The sequence below is a fragment of the Sphingomonas sp. SORGH_AS_0789 genome, assembly GCF_031453055.1.
Taxonomy (GTDB): domain Bacteria; phylum Pseudomonadota; class Alphaproteobacteria; order Sphingomonadales; family Sphingomonadaceae; genus Sphingomonas.
Genome location: NZ_JAVIYV010000001.1, coordinates 262176 through 278339, shown reverse-complemented (window position 1 = coordinate 278339; position 16164 = coordinate 262176). Strand labels below are relative to the sequence as shown.

At 67.0% G+C, this 16164-nt stretch carries 18 protein-coding genes and 2 tRNA genes; 14 read left to right on the top strand and 6 right to left on the bottom strand.

Annotation, left to right across the window (positions count from 1 at the left end; all coding sequences use genetic code 11):
* Positions 1-8: 8 nt before the first annotated feature.
* From QE360_RS01185 to QE360_RS01145, 9 genes are all read left to right on the top strand, one after another.
* Positions 9-85, top strand: a tRNA-His gene (locus QE360_RS01185).
* Between the two features lie 132 nt (positions 86-217).
* Positions 218-1264, top strand: a complete 1047-nt coding sequence (locus QE360_RS01180; protein WP_309698663.1) for a Glu/Leu/Phe/Val dehydrogenase dimerization domain-containing protein — start codon at positions 218-220, stop codon at positions 1262-1264.
* 227 nt (positions 1265-1491) lie between these two features.
* A complete protein-coding gene (locus QE360_RS01175) occupies positions 1492-1947 on the top strand; it encodes an SUF system Fe-S cluster assembly regulator (protein WP_309698661.1) in 456 nt (151 codons plus the stop codon).
* On the top strand, positions 1947-3410 hold the full coding sequence (gene sufB / locus QE360_RS01170; protein ID WP_309698659.1) for a Fe-S cluster assembly protein SufB: 1464 nt from the start codon (positions 1947-1949) through the stop codon (positions 3408-3410). The genes QE360_RS01175 and sufB overlap by 1 nt, the downstream gene beginning before the upstream one ends.
* Before the next feature lie 313 nt (positions 3411-3723).
* Entirely contained in the window at positions 3724-4467 is a 744-nt protein-coding gene (gene sufC, locus QE360_RS01165) for a Fe-S cluster assembly ATPase SufC (RefSeq protein WP_219019223.1), read from the top strand.
* A gap of 145 nt (positions 4468-4612) precedes the next feature.
* Positions 4613-5692 (top strand): SufD family Fe-S cluster assembly protein, encoded by a 1080-nt coding sequence (locus tag QE360_RS01160; protein WP_309698655.1) that lies wholly within the window; start codon positions 4613-4615, stop codon positions 5690-5692.
* 142 nt (positions 5693-5834) lie between these two features.
* On the top strand, positions 5835-7040 hold the full coding sequence (locus QE360_RS01155; protein WP_309698653.1) for a cysteine desulfurase: 1206 nt from the start codon (positions 5835-5837) through the stop codon (positions 7038-7040).
* Positions 7037-7495, top strand: a complete 459-nt coding sequence (locus QE360_RS01150) for an SUF system Fe-S cluster assembly protein (RefSeq protein ID WP_307103911.1) — start codon at positions 7037-7039, stop codon at positions 7493-7495. Before QE360_RS01155 ends, QE360_RS01150 begins: the two co-directional genes overlap by 4 nt.
* 2 nt (positions 7496-7497) lie before the next feature.
* Complete coding sequence (locus QE360_RS01145) at positions 7498-7851, top strand: iron-sulfur cluster assembly accessory protein (protein WP_306998889.1); 354 nt, start codon at positions 7498-7500, stop codon at positions 7849-7851.
* A gap of 277 nt (positions 7852-8128) precedes the next feature.
* On the opposite strand, the gene QE360_RS01140 is transcribed toward QE360_RS01145, so the two are convergent.
* Genes QE360_RS01140 through thpR form a run of 3 tightly spaced genes read right to left on the bottom strand, consistent with a single transcriptional unit; the run spans position 8129 to position 9937 of the window.
* Positions 8129-8791, bottom strand: a complete 663-nt coding sequence (locus QE360_RS01140; RefSeq protein ID WP_309693611.1) for an HAD-IA family hydrolase — start codon at positions 8789-8791, stop codon at positions 8129-8131.
* Positions 8792-8801: 10 nt separating this feature from the next.
* Positions 8802-9338, bottom strand: a complete 537-nt coding sequence (locus QE360_RS01135; protein ID WP_309698648.1) for a superoxide dismutase family protein — start codon at positions 9336-9338, stop codon at positions 8802-8804.
* A gap of 47 nt (positions 9339-9385) precedes the next feature.
* A complete protein-coding gene (gene thpR, locus QE360_RS01130) occupies positions 9386-9937 on the bottom strand; it encodes an RNA 2',3'-cyclic phosphodiesterase (RefSeq protein ID WP_309698646.1) in 552 nt (183 codons plus the stop codon).
* Positions 9938-10059: 122 nt separating this feature from the next.
* On the opposite strand from thpR, the gene QE360_RS01125 reads away from it, so the two are divergent.
* From QE360_RS01125 to QE360_RS01110, 4 genes are all read left to right on the top strand, one after another.
* Positions 10060-10806 carry a Bax inhibitor-1/YccA family protein gene (locus QE360_RS01125; RefSeq protein ID WP_309693618.1) on the top strand — a complete coding sequence of 249 codons (747 nt, stop codon included), beginning with the start codon at positions 10060-10062 and terminating at the stop codon, positions 10804-10806.
* A gap of 74 nt (positions 10807-10880) precedes the next feature.
* Complete coding sequence (locus tag QE360_RS01120; protein ID WP_309698644.1) at positions 10881-11660, top strand: transglutaminase family protein; 780 nt, start codon at positions 10881-10883, stop codon at positions 11658-11660.
* Between the two features lie 63 nt (positions 11661-11723).
* The gene (locus QE360_RS01115) at positions 11724-11999 is read left to right on the top strand and encodes a hypothetical protein (protein WP_309698642.1); all 276 of its coding nucleotides are present in this window, start codon (positions 11724-11726) and stop codon (positions 11997-11999) included.
* A gap of 297 nt (positions 12000-12296) precedes the next feature.
* Positions 12297-12854: a hypothetical protein gene (locus QE360_RS01110; RefSeq protein WP_307103923.1), complete on the top strand. Its 558-nt coding sequence runs from the start codon at positions 12297-12299 to the stop codon at positions 12852-12854.
* A 35-nt stretch (positions 12855-12889) separates the two neighbouring features.
* Here the strand turns inward: QE360_RS01110 and QE360_RS01105 are convergent, their stop codons facing one another.
* From QE360_RS01105 to QE360_RS01095, 3 genes are all read right to left on the bottom strand, one after another.
* Positions 12890-13621 carry an extensin family protein gene (locus QE360_RS01105; protein ID WP_309698640.1) on the bottom strand — a complete coding sequence of 244 codons (732 nt, stop codon included), beginning with the start codon at positions 13619-13621 and terminating at the stop codon, positions 12890-12892.
* Complete coding sequence (locus tag QE360_RS01100; protein ID WP_309698638.1) at positions 13621-14403, bottom strand: NUDIX domain-containing protein; 783 nt, start codon at positions 14401-14403, stop codon at positions 13621-13623. Before QE360_RS01100 ends, QE360_RS01105 begins: the two co-directional genes overlap by 1 nt.
* A 97-nt stretch (positions 14404-14500) precedes the next feature.
* A tRNA-Ala gene (locus tag QE360_RS01095) sits at positions 14501-14576 on the bottom strand.
* A gap of 247 nt (positions 14577-14823) precedes the next feature.
* Between QE360_RS01095 and QE360_RS01090 the strand changes: the two genes are divergently transcribed.
* Positions 14824-16098: a DUF2171 domain-containing protein gene (locus QE360_RS01090; RefSeq protein ID WP_309698636.1), complete on the top strand. Its 1275-nt coding sequence runs from the start codon at positions 14824-14826 to the stop codon at positions 16096-16098.
* Positions 16099-16164 lie beyond the last annotated feature (66 nt).

Genomic DNA, 16164 nt, shown 5'->3' with positions numbered 1-16164 from the left:
CCTTCGCGGCGACCGTAGTTCAATTGGTTAGAGCGCCGGCTTGTGATGCCGGAAGTTGCGGGTTCAAGTCCCGTCGGTCGCCCCATTCTTTCCGGCCACTCGCTGGCCACGGCACCGGCCCCTTTCAGGCCCGTGTCCCCCCAATATCCTCGCCGATCTGGGTGGCCGGGTCAGAAGCCTCGGTCCGGTACCGCTTTAGTCGGACCGAAGGACGAGCATGACGAACTGGGGCTTTCCCGATTTCGACGCGCATGAAGGCGTGCATCTGTTCACCGATCCCGCATCGGGGTTGCAGGCGGTCATCGCGGTGCATTCCACCCATCTGGGCCCGGCGGCGGGCGGTGCGCGCTTCTGGCATTATGCCACGCCCGCGCTCGCCATCACCGACGCGCTGCGCCTGTCGCGCGGCATGAGCTACAAGAACGCGATGGCCGGCCTGGCGCTGGGCGGCGGCAAGGGCGTGGTCCTGGCGGCCAAGCCGGGCGACGTCATCACCACCGCACAGCTCGAGGCATTCGGCCGCGCGGTCGAATCGCTGGGCGGCCGTTACGTCACCGCCGAGGATGTCGGCATGTCCGAGGAGCGGATGAAGGTCATCGCGACCCAGACCCGCTATGTCTCCGGCCTGCCGGTCGCGAGCGGCGCGGCGGGCGGCGATCCCGGCCCCTACACCGCGCACGGCGTCTATCTGGGCGTGAAGGCGGCGGCCAGGCGCGGGCTGGGCGCGACCGACATGAAGGGCGTGCGCGTCGCGATCCAGGGCGTCGGCTCGGTCGGCGGCGGGCTCGCCAAGCTGCTGGCCAAGGACGGCGCGGTGCTGACCATCGCCGACGTCGACCAGGCGCGGGCGGAAGCCATGGCGGCGGAGCTGGGCGCCAGCGTCGCCCCGGCCGACGAGATCCTGTTCGCCGACGTCGACCTGGTCAGCCCCAATGCGCTGGGCGCGGTGCTGACCGCCGATTCGATCCAGCGGCTGAAGGCCAAGGTCGTCGCGGGCGGCGCCAACAACCAGCTGGCGACCCGCGAGGACGGCGCGCGTGTGGCGGAAGCGGGCATCCTCTATGCCCCCGATTATGTCATCAATGCGGGCGGCATCATCAATGTCGGTCTGGAATATCTGGGTCAGGGCGACGAGGCCGAGGTCATGGCGCGCATCGCCAAGATTCCCGAGCGTCTGGAACAGGTGTGGCAGCGCTCGGCCGAGACCGGCCATCCGGCCTCGGATGTCGCGGATGAGATCGCGCAGGGCCTGATCGGCCGCTGACTTTAATTCCTCCCCTGCAAGGGGAGGTGGCAGTCCGAAGGACTGACGGAGGGGTGTCCCCAATGGCGGTGATACCCCTCCACCACCGCTTCGCGGCGGTCCCCCTCCCCTTGCAGGGGAGGAAGAGTTGATCACACCCATCGAAATTCCCGCACGCGAAACCCGGTTGACGAACCGTCCCCTCGCGCCCATTTGCCAATCGGACCAAATTCATCCGATTGGAGATCATGCGCCTTTCCAGCCTAGCCGATTATGCGGTCGTGATGATGACCGCCGCCGCGCGCGAGGGTGCCGGCGGGCGGAGCAATGCGACCCTGCTGGCCGGGCAGACGGGCGTGCCGCTGCCCACCGCGCAGAAGCTGGTCAGCCGTCTGGCCACCGCCGGGCTGATCGAGAGCACGCGCGGCACCGGCGGCGGCATCCGCCTGGCGCGCGACGCGGATGCGATCAGCCTGGCCGATATCGTCGAGGCGGTGGACGGGCCGATCGCGCTGACCGCGTGCGTCGAGGGCGCCGCGCATGAATGCGGCCTGGAAATGCAATGCCGCGTCCGGCCGCATTGGCATGTCGTCAATCAGGCGGTACGCGCCGCCTTTTCCGGGGTGACGCTCGCGACGCTCGCCGCCGATCCTGTTGAATCGCAAGTGATGGACGCTTCTCCGCGTCCGGGGGTATTCGCCTGATGGCCACGAAGAATGCAGAGGCGCTCGCCGCCGCCAACAAGAAATATGAGTGGGGCTTCGCCACCGAGATCGAGCAGGACTTCGCACCCAAGGGGCTGAGCGAGGATACGGTCCGCTATATCTCGGCCAAGAAGAACGAGCCCGAATGGATGCTCGACTGGCGGCTGAAGGCGTTTCGCCTGTGGCAGACGCTGGAGACGCCCGACTGGGCCAAGCTGAACATCCCGCCGATCGACTATCAGGACGCGTATTACTACGCCGAGCCCAAGCAGAAGAAGACGATCGCGTCGCTGGACGAGCTCGATCCCGAAATCCGCCGGACCTACGAAAAGCTGGGCATCCCGATCGCCGAGCAGGAAGTGCTGGCGGGCGTCGAGGGCGCGCGCAAGGTCGCGGTGGACGCGGTGTTCGACAGCGTCTCGGTCGCGACCACCTTCCGCAAGGAACTGGAAGCGGCGGGGGTGATCTTCCGCTCGATCTCCGAGGCGATCCGCGAATATCCCGAGCTGGTGAAGAAGTGGCTGGGCAAGGTCGTGCCGCAGCGGGATAATTATTTCGCCACGCTCAACTCGGCGGTCTTCTCCGACGGCACCTTCGTCTACATCCCCGAGGGCGTTCGTTGCCCGATGGAACTGTCGACCTATTTCCGCATCAATGCGGAGAATACCGGCCAGTTCGAGCGCACGCTGATCGTCGCGGACAAGGGGGCCTATGTCTCCTATCTCGAAGGCTGCACCGCGCCGATGCGCGACGAGAACCAGCTTCACGCGGCGGTGGTCGAACTGGTCGCGCTGGACGATGCCGAGATCAAATATTCGACCGTCCAGAACTGGTATCCGGGCGACGAGAATGGTGTCGGCGGCATCTACAACTTCGTCACCAAGCGTGCGCTGTGCCAGGGCAAGAACAGCAAGGTGTCGTGGACGCAGGTCGAAACCGGCTCGGCGGTGACGTGGAAATACCCGTCCTGCGTGCTGGCGGGCGATGGGTCGGTGGGCGAGTTCTACTCGGTCGCGGTGACGAACAATCGCCAGCAGGCCGATACCGGCACCAAGATGATCCATCTGGGCAAGAATACCCGCTCGACCATCGTGTCGAAGGGGATTTCGGCCGGGCGTTCGGACAATACCTATCGCGGCCTCGTCCGCGTGGCGGCGACCGCCGAGAATGTCCGCAACTTCACCCAGTGCGACAGCCTGCTGCTGGGCGATCAGTGCGGCGCGCATACCGTGCCGTATATCGAGGTGAAGAACCCGAGCGCGCAGATCGAGCATGAGGCGACGACCAGCAAGATCAGCGAGGACCAGCTCTTCTATGCGATGAGCCGTGGGTTGGATCAGGAAGCGGCCGTCGCGCTGATCGTCAACGGTTTTGCGCGCGAGGTGCTGCAGCAACTCCCGATGGAGTTCGCGGTCGAGGCGCAGAAGCTGCTGGGGATTTCGCTGGAAGGGAGCGTGGGGTGAGTTTAATCGTATTTGCAATAATGCAGGTGGCTGCAGCTACCACAGTTCCTAGCCAACTTGGCCCGACTAATTTGACTTTTAGCTTCGACCGAAACGGTCGAGTGGCGTCTTGCACGGTAACTAGGTCAAGCGGCGATTTAGAAACGGATGCTCGAGCATGTGATGCCATGAAGTGTCAGCCGTTTCATCGTAAACAGGCGGACAGCGCTTATCCAAAGTGCCTTGAGCGCCTCGAACGGGCGCGTCGGTCACAAAAGCGATGAACTGAAACCTATCCGACCCTGACACATGCGCCTGTGAAAGCTTGATGACAATGCTGAAAATTGAAAACCTTCACGCCGAAATCGACGGCAAGCCGATCCTCAAGGGCCTGACGCTCGAGGTGAATGCGGGCGAAGTCCATGCGATCATGGGGCCCAACGGCGCGGGCAAGTCGACGCTGGGCTATGTGCTGGGCGGGCGTCCGGGATACGAAGTGACCGAGGGTTCGGTGACGTTCGACGGCGTCGACCTGCTCGAGCTGGAGCCGAACGAGCGCGCCGCCGCCGGCCTGTTCCTGGGTTTCCAGTATCCGGTCGAAATCCCCGGCGTGTCCAACGTCCAGTTCTTGCGCGAGAGCCTGAACGCCCAGCGTGGCCAGCGCGACGAGAAGCCGCTGTCGGGCGGTGAGTTCTTGAAGCTTGCCCGCGCGCAGGCCGATGGGTTGGGGCTGAACCAGGACATGCTCAAGCGTCCGGTCAATGTCGGCTTCTCGGGCGGCGAGAAGAAGCGCAACGAGATGGTCCAGATGGGCATCCTGAACCCCAAGTTCGCGATCCTGGACGAGACGGACTCCGGCCTCGACATCGACGCGCTGCGCATCGTCGGCGACGGCATCAACCGCATCATGCGCGCGCCCGACAAGGCGGTGCTGCTGATCACCCATTATCAGCGGCTGCTCGACTATGTGCAGCCCGACCGGGTCCATGTGCTGGCCGATGGCCGCATCGTGCGTTCGGGCGGCCCCGAACTCGCGCTCGAGCTGGAGCGTGAGGGCTATGCCGGGGTGGAGGCATGAGCGCGACCTTCTCATTCCTCCCTGCGCGTAGCGCGGGGAGGGGGACCACTCGGCGTCAGCCGAGTGGTGGAGGGGCATGCGCCCCTCGCCCCTCCACCACCGCTTCGCGGCGGTCCCCCTCCCCATCTGTGATGGGGAGGAATTGATGGTGGACGTGTTGGAACTCCCTTCGACGCGTGAGGAGGCCTGGCGCTGGGCCGATATAGACGCGCTTCGCCGCGCGGCGGAGAGCGAGCGGGCGGTGCCGGTCGCGGGTGCGGATCGCTTCCTCGATCTGCCGGGCGCGCGGTTGCTGTTCGTCGACGGCGTGCTGGATGAAAGCGCCAGCAGCCCCGGCCCGGTTCAGCTGACCCAGATTGACGCCAGCGACCATCCGCTGGGTCGCCAGGCGCTCGGCCGTGGCTGGTCGCTGCGGCTGGAGCGCGATGCGGTCGCGGAGCCCGTGCAGATCGTCCATGTCGCCAGCGGCGCGGCCAATCACCTGCCCGCCGAGATCGTGCTGGCCGAGGATGCGGCGGCTCAGGTCTATGAGACCTATGTCGGGCGCGGCTGGACCAACCGGCTGACGCGGCTGAAGCTCGCCGCATCGGCGCGGCTGATGCGCGCGGTGCGGTTGTTGCAGGACGACGGCTTCGTGTCGCTGCGCGAGGAAGCCGAGCTGGGCGAGGGCGCGAGCCTGACCGCGACCTTCCTGGCGGCGGGCAATATGGGCGCGCGCATCGATGGCGGGATCACCCAGACCGGTGACGGGGCCTATGCCGAGTTCGGGGGCGCGCTGCTGACCCGGGGCGAGTTGAAGCAGGAGTGCGCGGTGTCGCTGCGCCATGCCGCGCTCAATGGCCAGAGCCATCAGCTGTGGCGCGCGGTCGCCGCCGATCGCAGCCAGGCGAGTCTGGCCGCGCGGGTCGAAGTGGCGCGCGATGCGCAGAAGACCGATGGCGAACAGTCGCTTCGCGGCCTGCTGCTCCAGCGGACCGCGACGGTGAACCTGAAGCCCGAGCTGGAAATCTTCGCCGACGACGTGAAGTGCGCGCACGGCGCGACCGTGGGCGAACTCGATGCCAAGGCGCTGTTCTACATGCAGAGCCGCGGCATTCCGAAGCCCCGCGCACAGGCGCTGCTGACGCGGGCCTTCGTGGCGGACGCGATCGACCGGATCGGCAATGAGGTGGTGCGCGAAGCCTTTGCGGCGGACGCGGACGCCTGGCTGGAGACCGCGCTTTGATGGTGATGACCCAGATCCTCCCTGCGCCTTGCGCGGGGAGGGGGACCGCTCGCGAAGCGAGGGGTGGAGGGGCCGGAGGGGCTTGCCCCTCCACCACCGCTTCGCGGCGGTCCCCCTCCCCATCGAAGATGGGGAGGATTTGATGGCGACGGCATCTCCCCTGGACCGGGTCGCGGATTTTCCGGCGATCCCGGACGGCTGGGCCTATCTCGACACCGCCGCGACCGCGCAGAAGCCGCAAGTGGTGATCGACGCCATCACGCGGGCCTATGACACCAGCTATGCCACCGTGCATCGCGGCGTCTACCAGCGTTCGGCCGACATGACGCTCGCCTATGAAGCCGCCCGCGAAGCGACCGCGCGGTTCATCGGCGCGGGGTCGCCGAACGAGATCGTCTTTACGCGCGGCGCGACCGAGGGGATCAACCTAGTCGCGCAATGCTGGGCCGCGACCCAGTTGAAGGCGGGCGACCGCATCCTGTTGTCGATGCTGGAGCATCATTCCAACATCGTGCCCTGGCAGATGGTCGCGGAGAAGCTGGGCGTCGCGATCGACGTGTTGCCGCTGACGGCGGATCACCGCATTGACCTGGACGCTATGGAGCGGATGCTGACCCCGGCGCATAAGCTGGTGTCGCTGGGCCATGTGTCGAACGTGCTGGGATCGGTGCTCGACGGGCGTCGTGCGGCCGACCTGGCGCATGGCGTGGGCGCGAAGATCCTGCTCGATGGGTGCCAGGCGGTGCCGCGCATCGCGGTCGACGTGAAGGCGCTGGACTGCGACTTCTACGTCTTCTCCGGCCACAAGCTCTATGGTCCGACCGGTATCGGCGTGCTGTGGGCGCGGCCCGAACTGCTCGACGCCATGCCGCCTTATCAGGGTGGCGGGTCGATGATCGACCGGGTCAGCTTCGAGAAGACCACTTACGCCCCGCCGCCCGGCCGGTTCGAGGCGGGGACGCCGCATATCGTCGGGGCGCTCGGGCTTCATGCCGCGATCGACTATGTGTCGGCCATCGGGCTGGACGCGATCCATGCGCATGAGGCCGCCCTGGTCGCGCAGGCGCGCGAGGGGCTGTCGGCGATCAACTCGGTGCGGCTGCTGGGGCCTGAGGACTCGGCCGGAATCGTCAGTTTCGCGATCGAGGGGGTTCATCCCCACGACATCGGCACCATATTGGACGAGAGCCGGGTGGCGATCCGGGCGGGCCATCACTGCGCCCAGCCTCTGATGGAGGCGCTCGGCCTGCCCGCCACCGCGCGGGCGAGTTTCGGCGTGTATAACGGACCCGATGACGTCGCGGCGCTGGTGGATGGCGTCCGGCGGGTCACGAGGATTTTCGGATGAGCAGTTTCAAGATCGAAGAGGTCGAAAGCGTCGAGCAGCCGCCCAAGGCGCGCGTGCAGGACGTGGTCGAGGCACCGGCCGAGCGGCAGCGCGACTATCTGTCGGGCTTCCTCTCGCAAAAGCCGACCGCCGACGATCCGACCCAGCCGGGCGGCGCGCTATATGACGGGATCATCGACGCGCTGAAGGAAATCTATGACCCCGAAATCCCGGTCAATATCTATGACCTGGGGCTGATCTACGGCGTCGAGGTGACCGAGGGCGGCCATGCGGTCGTCACCATGACGCTGACCACCCCGCATTGCCCGGTCGCCGAGTCGATGCCGGGCGAGGTCGAGTTGCGCGTCTCGGCGGTGCCGGGGATCGCGACGGCCGACGTCAACCTGATCTGGGACCCGCCCTGGGACCCGCAGAAGATGTCGGACGACGCCAAGCTCGAACTGGGGATGCTCTGACCATGGCGACCACACTCCGCCCGCGTCCCGCCGCGCTGAACCTGACGCCCTCGGCCGAGGCACGGATCGCCGATCTGATGGCGCGTGCGCCGGAGGGGGCGATCGGGGTCAAGCTGTCGACGCCGCGCCGGGGATGCTCGGGCCTGGCCTATTCGGTGGATTACGTCACCGAGGCCAAGGCGTTCGACGAGCGGATCGATACGCCCGGCGGCACGCTGTTCGTCGATGGCGGATCGATCCTGTACCTGATCGGCTCGACCATGGACTGGGTCGAGGACGACTTCACCGCCGGGTTCGTGTTCCAGAACCCCAACGCCAAGGGCGCGTGCGGGTGCGGAGAGAGCTTCACGGTCTGAGGTGAGGGGCACCCGACCGCCGTTCGCCCTGAGCGACGTCGAAGTACACGTCCAGACATGTGATCTTGGCCAAGTGAATCCCGTGGCCTTCGACTTCGCTCAGGCTGAACGGGGGTTGGGAAGGGGGCGCCTTCCGACAGGCCGTTCCCCGGCGAAGGCCGGGGCCCAGTTCTATTCGTTCGAGATGGTGGAATGTCTCCGCGTGGGAGGCAAATTTTCCGTGCCTCCGGCAACGCACCGCAACTGGACCCCGGCCTTCGCCGGGGAACAGATGGGATCAGACCCGGTGTTCGAGCTTCAGGCTGGCGCCATCCCATTCCACCGCCAGGTCACGATAGTCCGTCACCATCGCATGCGCGGTGTCCATCGCCCCCCGGTGCGTCTCGGTAATCACCACCACCGTCATCCCCGCCGCCTCGGCCGCCGCGATCCCCGCGGGGGCATCCTCGAACGCCAGACAGTCCTGCGGCGCGATCCCCAGTTTCTTCGCGCCCAGCAGGAAGCCGTCGGGGGCGGGTTTGCTCCGCTCGGCATCCTCGGCCGTCACGAACACGCCCGGTAGCGGCAGCCCCGCCGCCTTCAGCCGCACCTCAGCCAGCCTTTTGGGCGCCGAGGTCACGATCGCCCAGCGATCCGGCGGCAACACCGCCAGAAAGGCCGCCGCGCCTGCGATCGGCACGATGTCGTCCAGGTCGAGCATCTCCGCCTCGGTCAGCGCATGCGCCTCCGCCACCGGATCGACGCCGGGCAGGTTGAGCCGCCGGATCGTCTCGACCGACTGGACGCCGTGGATGGTCGGCAGGAACGTCGCCACGTCCAGCCCCTGCCGCGTCGCCCAGGCGCTCCAGGCGCGTTCGGCCGAGGCGATCGAACTCAGGATCGTCCCGTCCATGTCGAACAGGAAGCCGCCAAAGGCGCGGGTCGGCAGGGGCGTGGTCATGGTCGGCGGATCAGTTCGCCTGGAACACGCCGCAGGCGAGGCGCCCGCCGCTATTGCCGCTGGGGTCGGTCTTCAGGTCGTCGGCGGCGGCATGGATGACGATCGCCGAGCCGTCCGCGTCGAGCAGCCCGGCCATGGTCGCGCCCGGCAACACGATGCCCAGGGTGCCGCGTCCGTCATTGCCGACCGTCATGTTGGGCATGTCGCCCTCATGCGGCCCCTGCGGGTTCAGGCTGCCATGCTGGCGCTGGGTGGGGTTCCAATGGCCGCCCGCGCTGGTGAAGTCGGGCGCGTCGCAGCGGCCGACCGTGTGGATATGGACCCCGTGCATCCCGGCTGGGACGTTCTCGGCATCGAGCGTGATCCGCAGGCCCCCCGCCACCTCGGTCGCGGTCGCGCGGCCCGCCGCCACACCGGCCCCGGTCTGGAGCGAGGCGGTCGCGCTGGCACCGCCGGGCGTCGGGGCGCCGGTTTCCACCTTGGCCTGGTCGCAACCGGCCAGGCCCAGGCCCAGCAGGGCGGCGGTCGTCAGCGCGAGATATTTCATGTCGGAGGCTCCCTGATCGAACGAAAAACGGATGTGCGCGCCGGTCCTTACCGGTCGATGTCGAGCGGGCAACGCATCACGGGTTCATAGGATGCGCCGCCATGCCCCAGCTCGCTTCGATACAGGACCAGATGCTCCATCATGAAGGGCGCGCTGGCAAGCCCGGCATGCGCGGCGCGCCAGGCGCCGACCTCGGGCGCGGCCCCGGCGCTGCGTGGCATCCGGGCCAGCGTGATGTGCGGGCGATAGGCGCGGTGCTCGGGCGGCAGTCCGGCGCGGACACAGGCCTGGTCCACCTTGCGATGCAGATGCGCCAGCGCGTCGTGCGGCGTCACATCGGCCCACAGCGTGTCGGCGCGCTCGCGCTTCTCGAAGGCGCCGACGCCCGCGATCCGGATGACGGGCGCGGGCGCATGGACCTGCGCCAGCATCGCCGCGACATCCTCGGCCACCGGACGATCGACCTCGCCGATGAAGCGCAAAGTCAGGTGGAGCTGGTCGTCGTCCTGCCACCGGGCATGGGGCACGCCGTCCATGGCGTCGGTCAGCAGGTCGCGAATGGCGCGGGGCGGGCGGAGGGCGACGAACAGGCGGAGCATGACAAAATGTTTCTATCGCACGCACGCATGAAACGGGAACCGCTTTGGCTTGAAAAGCGTCCCCGAGAGAGCGATATTTCCATCAACCGGCATATGGCCGGTCAAAGGAGCAATAGTTCACCATGGCAAACTGGTCTGATCCACGGCCGAGCGCCGCGCCGTTCGGAACCACCGCCACCACGGGCTCGACCGCCTATGACGCGGGTCTGCGTTCGTACATGCTGTCCGTTTACAACTACATGTCGTCGGGCGTGCTGCTGACGGGTATCGTCGCGCTGCTCTTCGCATGGGGCGGGCGTGACAGCATGGCCGCGCAGGTCTTCCTCAATGGCGGCGCGCTGCGCTACGTCATCATGTTCGCGCCGCTGGGCTTCGTCTTCGCGCTGAGCATGGGCCAGACGCGGATGAAGACCTCGACGATGCAGCTGCTCTTCTGGGCGTTCGCGGTCGTCATGGGCCTGTCGCTGTCGACCATCTTCCTGGTCTATAGCGGTTCGTCGATCGCGGGCGCGTTCTTCGCCACCGCGGCGGGTTTCGCGGCGCTCAGCCTCTATGGCTACACCACGAAGCGCGACCTGTCGGCGTTCGGCACCTTCCTGATCATCGGTCTGGTCGGTCTGATCGTCGCGAGCGTGATCAACATCTTCCTGCAGTCGGGCACGATGGGCCTGGTCATCAGCTTCGTCGGCGTCCTGCTGTTCGCGGGCCTGACCGCCTATGACACGCAGCGCACCAAGTCGCTCTATTATGAGGTGCGCGGCACGTCGATGCAGGACCGCGTGGTCATCATGTCGGCGCTGAGCCTGTATCTCGACTTCATCAACATGTTCATGTTCATCCTGCGTCTGACCGGTTCGAGCCGCGACTGACGCCTGGAAACAGGGCAAGTCCCATGGGGCCCGGCGGATCGTCCGCCGGGCCTTTTTCGTGAAAGGATGACGGCATGCGCCTGTCGATCGAAGTGTCGCTCGACTATACCGTGACCGACCCCGCCGACATCCTGTTGCAGATCGAGGCGGCGGCGATGCCCGACCAGCGGCTGGAGCATCAGGCGCTGACCATCTGGTCCGATCATGGCATGACGGCGGTGCCCGGCGATGACGGGATCGGCCAGCGTTGCTGGGTCCGGGTCGATCATGCGCTGCGTGCGCGCTATGAAGCGGTGGTGGCAGTCGAGCGGCCGGTGGTGCTGCTCGATACCCTGCCCGCGACGCCCGCACGGGCGCTGGGCGGTGATCTGATCCCCTATCTGCTGCCCAGCCGTTATTGCGAGTCGGACAAGCTGGAGGGGTTCGTGCGGCAACGCTTCGCCGGGCTGTCGGGCGGCACGATGGCGGCGGCGCTGGCCGAATGGGTGGCGACGCGGATGACCTATCGCTCGGGCAGTTCGCAGGGGGTGACGACCGCGCTCGACACCTTCGCGTCGCGGACCGGCGTGTGTCGCGACTATGCCCATCTGCTGGTCGCGCTGGCCCGTGCGGCGGAGATCCCGGCGCGCTGCGTCTCGGCCTATGCGCCGGGCGTCGATCCGCCCGATTTCCATGCGGTCGCCGAATTGTGGCTGGGCGATGCGTGGCATCTGGTCGATGCGACCGGCATGGCGCGCGCGGATGAGATCGTCCGGGTCTGTGTGGGGCGCGACGCGACCGATATCGCCTTCATGACCGTGTTCGGCGAAGCCTGGCTTTGCGATCAACAGGTTAAGGTGCGCCGTCTGGACTGAGCGCGGGCAGGAACGCTGTGCGTCATGGCTCGTTGATCCTGTCCAATCAGATGGGGAATTGCCATGAACGACAGCATCGACGATCGCGCGCTCGACAGCGTTTCCGTCGCGCCGGGCGGCGACCAGGCCGAGCAGGGCAACCGTCCGCGCCCGCCCGAGCAGGATGCGGGGCAGGACCCCGACATCACCGGGAATCTGGCCAAGAACCCCGAGGATGTCGACGCCCAGCTCGACGAGAGCCTCGACGAATCGATGGATGCCAGCGATCCGCCCTCCAACACCCAGCCCGGCCGTGACGGCCCGGCGGAGTCGTCGGGCTACACCGAAGAGGAACGCTGAGGCGGTTCCGCAGTAAAGCCATGTCGGGGGCGACCGCGTCCCCGGCATCGCGCCCGACGGCCGGGCAAGAGGCTCGCCGACCCTATGGCCGCATATGAAACGCGTATCGGCTGTAACGGGCCTAAAATGTCGCCGATCATACCTATTCGGAAAAATTCCGAACATCATCCTGCACTTCGTCGCAATCAATGTTGCGGCGCGGCGAATTTCGTGATGCTCTGTACCCGGTCGTTCAGCGTTGCGTTAACCTAATGCGCGCATGATGATCGGGTTAGTTTCGATGGGCGGGGTGAGCACATGGGATCGAAGAACAGACCGGCCGAAGGCGCGATGACACTGGCCGAGATGAAGGAATTTGCAGGTTTCGCGGCGGCGACCCAGCGTTACATCCGCCGCTCGCTCGACATCGGGCTGGACCGTGAGGATGCGATGGCGCGCTGGTCGCGCGACGTGGTCGAGGCGGCGAGCATCCGGGCGCAGGCGCGGCTGTATCGCAATCTGCCCGAGATCCGGCACCATATCCCCGTCGACAGCGGATTGGAGTCGCTCGAACCCTTCATGGCGCCGTTCGTGACGATCGCCGCCTTCGATCTGGGGCAGGGGCGTCTGACCAGCTTCTCGGCCTTCCGCTTCCTGTACGAGCGGCTGGTCGGGGCCGAAGTCCGGCCCTGGCTGCCCGCGGTCTTCTGCTCGGCGGCGGCGCTGCCGCATCTGCATCCCGAACTGCGGCGGCAATTGCTCCAGTCGATCAGCGAGGCGGCGGCGACCGCTTCGGGCTGGTCCAGTCGCCAGCCCGCCTTCTTCCCGCATTGGGTGGAGAAGGTCGACACGAACGGCACCTCGCTGGCCAACTGAACCATGGTGGTGGCGGAGCGGGGGGCTCCGTCACCCTATCGACAGGCGCGCCAGCCCATCGGGCCGCGATAGGCTTGGTCCAGATGGAAATGGTCGGCATGGGCTGCATTGTAATCGGGTGACAGGGTCGTGGCGAACAGCCGACAGGCATCGTCGCGCACGCGGTGCAGGAAGCGTCCGGCCGGGCCGTCGTCCTTCCAGTCGCGCGCGACGCTGATCCGCCGCCCGTCGCTCAGGCGAAAGCCCGCCACGTCGATCGCATTGGCGCTGGCGTGCTCGCTCCAGTCGCTGGACGAACGGCCGCTGATCCGGCGGCAATTATAGCTGCCCAGATGATCGATCGCGACGACCTGTGCGCCCAACAGGTCGCGCGCGGCGGGCTGGACGCTGTCCCATTCCCATAGCGCGAGCGAGGCCGCGACCGGGCAGGATATGCCCAGCGAGGCGGGGCGATAGCCGATCGTCCGCGCGCCGCCGGCAGTGAACCGCACGACATCGTCATAGCCGCATTGCGGCCCGTCGCGGCGGTCGGGAAGGCGATTATGCCGAATCCCCGCCCGCTCCAGCAGTGCGAGGCATTGCGCAGGATCCTGGGTGAGCGCCGTCAGCTTGCGCCCGGTGAACAGCCCGACCGGCTGCCCCAGGTCGAGCGGCGCCCAGGGCATGTCCTGGGGGTGGCGCCGCGCCATGCTCCAGAGCAACAGGCCCAGCATCGCCGCTCCCGCCAGCGCGACCACCAGGGTCGTCCAGCGGCGGAGCGCGCGCATCAGCCGCGTCGGGCCTGTGCCACCGGCTCGGCGGTGATCGGAAAGCCCAGATCGTCGGGAATGCAGATGCTGGGCACGCCGTCACGCTCCGCCAGGAAGGGGATGATCCGCCGGACCGGCCATGCACGGGCATCGGCGACGGCAGAGGGGAAATCCCGATAGAGCGCCAATCGTTCCAGCGTCCGGCGGGTCGGATAGATGATCCGTATCTCGTCCCGATCGGCGCGGGCCAGCGCCTCGGCGGCAGGCAGCCATTCGGCGCGGACGGTCTCGCCGCCGTCGATCCGGGGCGTGGAGCGGCTCCGGTCGATCGCGGCGAGATAGAAGCGCGCATCGAACCGCCGGACCGGGACATGCTCGGGGCACCAGCGGGCAAATGGCGTCAGCGCCTCAGGCATCAGCGTCGATCCGGTCTCGGCCAGTAGCGTGGCGAGGCTCTCGCCCCGTCGCACCCCGTCGCGCAGCCTTTCCTGTCGGGCGTCGTCAGGCGTCGGGGCGATGCCGACCACCAGCCCGACCTCCTCGATCGTCTCGCGAATAGCGGCGATCCGCGCGGCGCTGTCCTCCGGATCGGCATCGGCGGCGGCGACCATCGCCCGGTCGCCCGGATCGACCCGCCCGCCGGGAAACACCATGGCGCCACCCAGAAAGGCCAGAGCCGCCCCGCGCTCGATCATCAGGATTTCGGGCGGGTCGCCCGCCTCCGCGCCTTCACGCATCAGGATCAGCGTGGCGGCGGGGATGGCGTCGGAAGGGGCAGGGAGGATCGGGTCTGGGGTCATCGCCCGATCAACGCATCACGGCGGCGAACGGCAAGACGATGCGACGAAAGTCCAGGCGGACCGCCATGCTGTTGCGATGTGGGAATAAAAGGCGGGGTGGTGGAGCTGAGGGGAATCGAACCCCTGACCTCTGCAGTGCGATTGCAGCGCTCTCCCATCTGAGCTACAGCCCCGCCCCGTGCCCGACTATCGTCGGGAGCGACGCCATTAGCCGGTCATCGGGGGCGACGCAACACCGCTTCGCGCGATACGGGCAAAAAAATTCGCGCGCCTCCGGTCCTTCGCCTCGGGCATCCCGTCGCGCCTGGCATGGCGGCAACGGAACCATGTCTTGATCTGCCTCATTGAAACACCCGGAAGGCACGACCCGCCGATCGAGTGGCGTCGGCCCCCGCAGGACCGAATTTCAGGAGGGTTTGAATGGCTTACGATCGCTATTCCCGCGGCGCCAATGGCGGAAACCGCGACTTCGACTATGGCCGGGACTACGGCTCGGGGCGGGATTACACCTATTCCAGCGCGCGCGATTACGAAGCCGCCGGTGCGTTCGACGACGATCGCGGCAACGACCGTAACGACAGCCGTCGCGGTTATGGCGCACGCGACTATGGCCATCAGGGCTATGGCCGCCAGGGCTATGACCAGCGCGGCGAGTATCGCGGCGGTTCGCGTCAGGATTTCGGCGGCCGTTACAATGAAGGGCGTTACGGCGAAGGCCGCTCGGGCGATTATGGCTATCGCAACGAGCGCGACCAGGGCCGCGATTCCTATCGTTCGGGCGACCGCGATCAGGGGTATCGGACGGCGAACTATGGCGATTCGTCGCGCGGCTATGGCTATACCGGCGACCGTTATGGACGCGATGACCGCCAGGGTCGCTATGAGCAGGGCCGTTACGAGCAGGGCCGGGGCCAGGACCGTCGTCCGCAATCGGGTGGCGATTATGGTCGCCAGCCCCAGGGCTATGACTATGAGGATCGCGGCTTCTTCGCCCGTGCCGGAGACGAGGTCCGCTCGTGGTTCGGCGACGAGGAGGCCGAGCGTCGTCGCGAGGCGGATGCGCAGTACGACGAGCGCTATTATGCGGCGCAAGACCGCGACTATGACAGCTGGCGCTCGGGCCAGATCGCCGCGCTCGACCGCGACTATGACGAATATCGCAGCGAAAACCGCACCAAGTTCCACAATGAATTCGACAGCTGGCGAACCGAACGCCAGGGCCAGCGCGGCCTGCTGGGCAAGGTGACCGAGCATCAGGAGGTCGTCGGTTCGGACGGCAGCCATGTCGGCACGGTGGACAAGGTGCGCGGCGACCGCATTCTGCTGACCAAGAACGATAAGGATGCGGGCGGCCAGCATCATTCGATCCCGTCGCGCTGGCTGAAGTCGGTTGAGGACAAGGTGACGCTGACCAAGACCGCCGAGGAAGCCAAGGCCCAGTGGCGCGAGGAAGAGAATGCCCGTGCGATGTTCGGCGACCGCACCAGTGAGCAGGGCTCGAACCGTTACGGCCAGAGTTCGTCCTATGGTCAGTCGAGCGGCTATGGCCAGACGTCCGCGACCGGCCAGACCGCCGCGACCGGCAATGCGGCTGGCAGCACGTCGACCGGTGCGACCACCGGCACCGGCAGCACGACGACGACGGGTGCCACGACCGGCTCGACCACGGGCCAGGATGGCAATCGGGGCTATTAAGGCCGAAATCGTCACGCATCAGTGACTTTTTCTCAGGGGCTCGGGTGGACAACATCCGGGCCCTTT

What these genes read in the sequence shown, in the direction of transcription:
- QE360_RS01155 (WP_309698653.1), top strand. Translation starts at nt 5,835, where the DNA reads ATGGCGACGGCATCTCCCCTGGACCGGGTCGCGGATTTTCCGGCGATC.
- QE360_RS01105 (WP_309698640.1), bottom strand. Translation starts at nt 13,621, where the DNA reads ATGCGCGCGCTCCGCCGCTGGACGACCCTGGTGGTCGCGCTGGCGGGA.
- QE360_RS01160 (WP_309698655.1), top strand. Translation starts at nt 4,613, where the DNA reads ATGGTGGACGTGTTGGAACTCCCTTCGACGCGTGAGGAGGCCTGGCGC.
- QE360_RS01135 (WP_309698648.1), bottom strand. Translation starts at nt 9,338, where the DNA reads ATGAAATATCTCGCGCTGACGACCGCCGCCCTGCTGGGCCTGGGCCTG.
- QE360_RS01145 (WP_306998889.1), top strand. Translation starts at nt 7,498, where the DNA reads ATGGCGACCACACTCCGCCCGCGTCCCGCCGCGCTGAACCTGACGCCC.
- thpR (WP_309698646.1), bottom strand. Translation starts at nt 9,937, where the DNA reads ATGCTCCGCCTGTTCGTCGCCCTCCGCCCGCCCCGCGCCATTCGCGAC.
- QE360_RS01115 (WP_309698642.1), top strand. Translation starts at nt 11,724, where the DNA reads ATGAACGACAGCATCGACGATCGCGCGCTCGACAGCGTTTCCGTCGCG.
- QE360_RS01175 (WP_309698661.1), top strand. Translation starts at nt 1,492, where the DNA reads ATGCGCCTTTCCAGCCTAGCCGATTATGCGGTCGTGATGATGACCGCC.
- sufB (WP_309698659.1), top strand. Translation starts at nt 1,947, where the DNA reads ATGGCCACGAAGAATGCAGAGGCGCTCGCCGCCGCCAACAAGAAATAT.
- sufC (WP_219019223.1), top strand. Translation starts at nt 3,724, where the DNA reads ATGCTGAAAATTGAAAACCTTCACGCCGAAATCGACGGCAAGCCGATC.
- QE360_RS01110 (WP_307103923.1), top strand. Translation starts at nt 12,297, where the DNA reads ATGGGATCGAAGAACAGACCGGCCGAAGGCGCGATGACACTGGCCGAG.
- QE360_RS01180 (WP_309698663.1), top strand. Translation starts at nt 218, where the DNA reads ATGACGAACTGGGGCTTTCCCGATTTCGACGCGCATGAAGGCGTGCAT.
- QE360_RS01140 (WP_309693611.1), bottom strand. Translation starts at nt 8,791, where the DNA reads ATGACCACGCCCCTGCCGACCCGCGCCTTTGGCGGCTTCCTGTTCGAC.
- QE360_RS01120 (WP_309698644.1), top strand. Translation starts at nt 10,881, where the DNA reads ATGCGCCTGTCGATCGAAGTGTCGCTCGACTATACCGTGACCGACCCC.
- QE360_RS01100 (WP_309698638.1), bottom strand. Translation starts at nt 14,403, where the DNA reads ATGACCCCAGACCCGATCCTCCCTGCCCCTTCCGACGCCATCCCCGCC.
- QE360_RS01125 (WP_309693618.1), top strand. Translation starts at nt 10,060, where the DNA reads ATGGCAAACTGGTCTGATCCACGGCCGAGCGCCGCGCCGTTCGGAACC.
- QE360_RS01150 (WP_307103911.1), top strand. Translation starts at nt 7,037, where the DNA reads ATGAGCAGTTTCAAGATCGAAGAGGTCGAAAGCGTCGAGCAGCCGCCC.
- QE360_RS01090 (WP_309698636.1), top strand. Translation starts at nt 14,824, where the DNA reads ATGGCTTACGATCGCTATTCCCGCGGCGCCAATGGCGGAAACCGCGAC.